At 54.9% G+C, this 2,519-nt stretch carries 3 protein-coding genes; 2 read left to right on the top strand and 1 reads right to left on the bottom strand.

Going from position 1 to position 2,519, the window contains the following annotated elements; all coding sequences use genetic code 11:
* Positions 1–130, bottom strand: a 130-nt coding sequence (locus AUR66_RS21325; protein WP_197409790.1) for an ADP-ribosylglycohydrolase family protein, incomplete at its 3' end; no start/stop codon positions are given.
* 430 nt (positions 131–560) lie between these two features.
* On the opposite strand from AUR66_RS21325, the gene AUR66_RS13375 reads away from it, so the two are divergent.
* Entirely contained in the window at positions 561–1,247 is a 687-nt protein-coding gene (locus tag AUR66_RS13375) for a tyrosine-type recombinase/integrase (RefSeq protein ID WP_058572814.1), read from the top strand.
* A 611-nt stretch (positions 1,248–1,858) separates the two neighbouring features.
* The coding region (locus AUR66_RS13370) for an N-6 DNA methylase (RefSeq protein ID WP_197409789.1) at positions 1,859–2,519 on the top strand (661 nt) is incomplete at its 3' end.

Below are 2,519 nucleotides of genomic sequence, written 5' to 3'. Positions count from 1 at the left end.
ACCCGACCATGTGGTCTAGTCGACCGTGCTCATCAGCAATTTCTTCGGCGGACATGAACTCGACCGGCCGGCCAAGCGCGTCCCCACAGGCAAGCCCAAGTAACACGCCGCGTGTACGATCAGCATTCATACACTGCTCGACGAGGACAGCCCCGAAAAGTGTTCGCCGGGTGCCACATGACCGTGCGCCGTTCAGGAACTCTACAGCTAGATTCGAGCGTTACTCGTCGAATGCGTCTACAATCTGTTGGTCGCGTTGCAACGCTTCTTCCACGGTCGGGCTTCGCGGTTCAACAACGATTTCTTCATGTTGCCAGTGTCGGCCGTCTTTCCCGTTCCACACGCCGTACAGCGTCGCGCCAGGCAGCACCAGTACACCGAATCGGACTGCTAAGTAGTACAGGACAGACCTCGATGCACACATCACCTACCTCGCCAGAACCTATCCCGACTCCACAGTCAAGACCCGGTACAACCACCTGCGCACCTTTCTAGGCTGGCTCGTCCACCAGAAGAGAGTTCTTGAGCAACATCCCGCTGACCACGATACCTTCGAGATCATGAAGTACATCTTGCGGGGGACAACCCGAAAGCAACAGGAGACCGCTGCCCGCGGTGGGGTTGTCTTCGCCACGCAAAATGAGTACGAACAACTCATCGAACATGTTCCGACACCGAAGTTCCGGAACGAACTCATAATCAAGATACTGTACGGGTTGGGGCTTCGGCGAAAGGAGCTGGTCGACATCAAAATTGCTCCTAAGCAACCAGACGAGGGTAGGTACGGCCATCTAGATTTTGAAAAGAACAAACTGGAAGTGCCAGCGGCCAAGAGCGACGACGGTCGGCCTCTCTGGTTTGGGTCGAAGTTGCGCGCCCCACTCCGAAGGTGGATTCGAAGCGAGCGCGATGCGGTGTTCTACGCAAGTGAGTCAGACTACCTCTTCCCTTCGCGAAGCAGTGTGCAGCTCACACCGAAGCGGGTGACTGCTGTTGTCGCCGAGGCCGCAGAGAACGCTGGAATTCAGTCAGTGATGTACACCGACCAGAATGGATACGAGCGGCGACGCATCACGCCACACGCACTCAGACACGGATTCGCCGTCAGGCACGTACGCAATGGGACAGTTGTGGTGACTTTGCGCGACCTCATGGGTGATAAAGACGTGTCCGTAACACAGGTCTACCTCCAATTCCGTGATTCGACGCTTCGGGACGCGATGCACCGGAACTCCCCCAATCTGTAGTATCCAGTTGGTCACGAACTGCTCGTAGTCGTGGTTCAGCCGGCGTTACTCCCGTTCAACATAGTCATCCACCCGGAACTATACACAATTCGTCTCTAATCCAAAAGAAACGTCGGCAGTGCCACCATTACCCACCAACACGCGTGGTCGCCAATCCGAGTTGCACCATCTATCATATTCATCTCGCCATTGGTAAAACTGTCTGGGCACATGAAAACATCGCCACTACTCCTCGTCGACCTTCGGTCAGCAGTCTCCACGTCGATGTCGTGCTTAATGAGGTGGTTACCTCGCCGTACCGACCGTGTAGACGGTTTTGACGGGTTTGGACTCACCGAGGGTGCTGACTCGGACATGGTCTCCCACATCGGGTTTTGTAGTTATTCTACGCTCGAAATCGGGAGCAGTCCTTTATAATGGGTCCTCCATCAAGGCCGCTGGCTCGGGGGGTTCTCGAATGCTTATAACCCATGACGAGGAAAGAGGTACCAACGCACCACGAGGTTCTCAAAATGGCAGGTCAAACATCCGTTTTCAGCACTTGGGGCAGGAATAGTCGCCTATATGACCGTTATACGTCGAACGCAGCTGACGAACTTTCATCCAACGAGGTGCTTCAGGAGGCACAGGTCGAGTGGGAGCAGTTCTTCATCAACAGCCATGGAGACATCTTTAATGGGATTGATATCGAGAATCCTCGGGAGAGTCTGTTCATCGACACGCTGTACTACGATTTTATCGTTGACCAGATCATTGAGTTTGCCGAACGGCAGTTCGGTTTCCGCGTCGTCAACCAAGAGGCAAACTACAACACCGACGCTCTCTCGTTCAACTTCCAGTCCCTGCACGAATCGATTATTGACACGGACTCCATCGAGCGGAACATCGACGAGTTCCTCGAAAAGGTCGATCTGGTGAACACGGATTCGGACTTCCTCCGAGGACTCTACGAAAGCATCATCTCCCACGAGATGCGCCTTCAACTCGGCGAGTACTATACACCGAGGGGCGTGTCGGAACTGTCGGTTGGTGAACTCGACGTCGATGATTTCGAGTCGGACACATTCCTCGACCCGGGGTGTGGTTCGGGCATTTTCCTTGCTACGTGCATCGATGCGAAGCGGGACGCGTTGGAGGACGTACTTGCACCGGACACCCTCGTGGACGTCATCACGGACACGGTGTACGGCGTCGATCTGAATCCCGTGGCGGTTAAAAGTGCGAAGCTCAGCTATCTCCTTTCGCTTCTCCCTGTCCTCGAGGACGACGGGG

Source organism: Haloferax profundi (genome assembly GCF_001469865.1).
Taxonomy (GTDB): domain Archaea; phylum Halobacteriota; class Halobacteria; order Halobacteriales; family Haloferacaceae; genus Haloferax; species Haloferax profundi.
The sequence above is the reverse complement of the archived record's forward strand: the minus strand, read 5'-3'. Positions and strand labels throughout refer to the sequence as shown.

What these genes read in the sequence shown, in the direction of transcription:
- AUR66_RS13375 (WP_058572814.1), top strand. Translation starts at nt 561, where the DNA reads ATGAAGTACATCTTGCGGGGGACAACCCGAAAGCAACAGGAGACCGCT.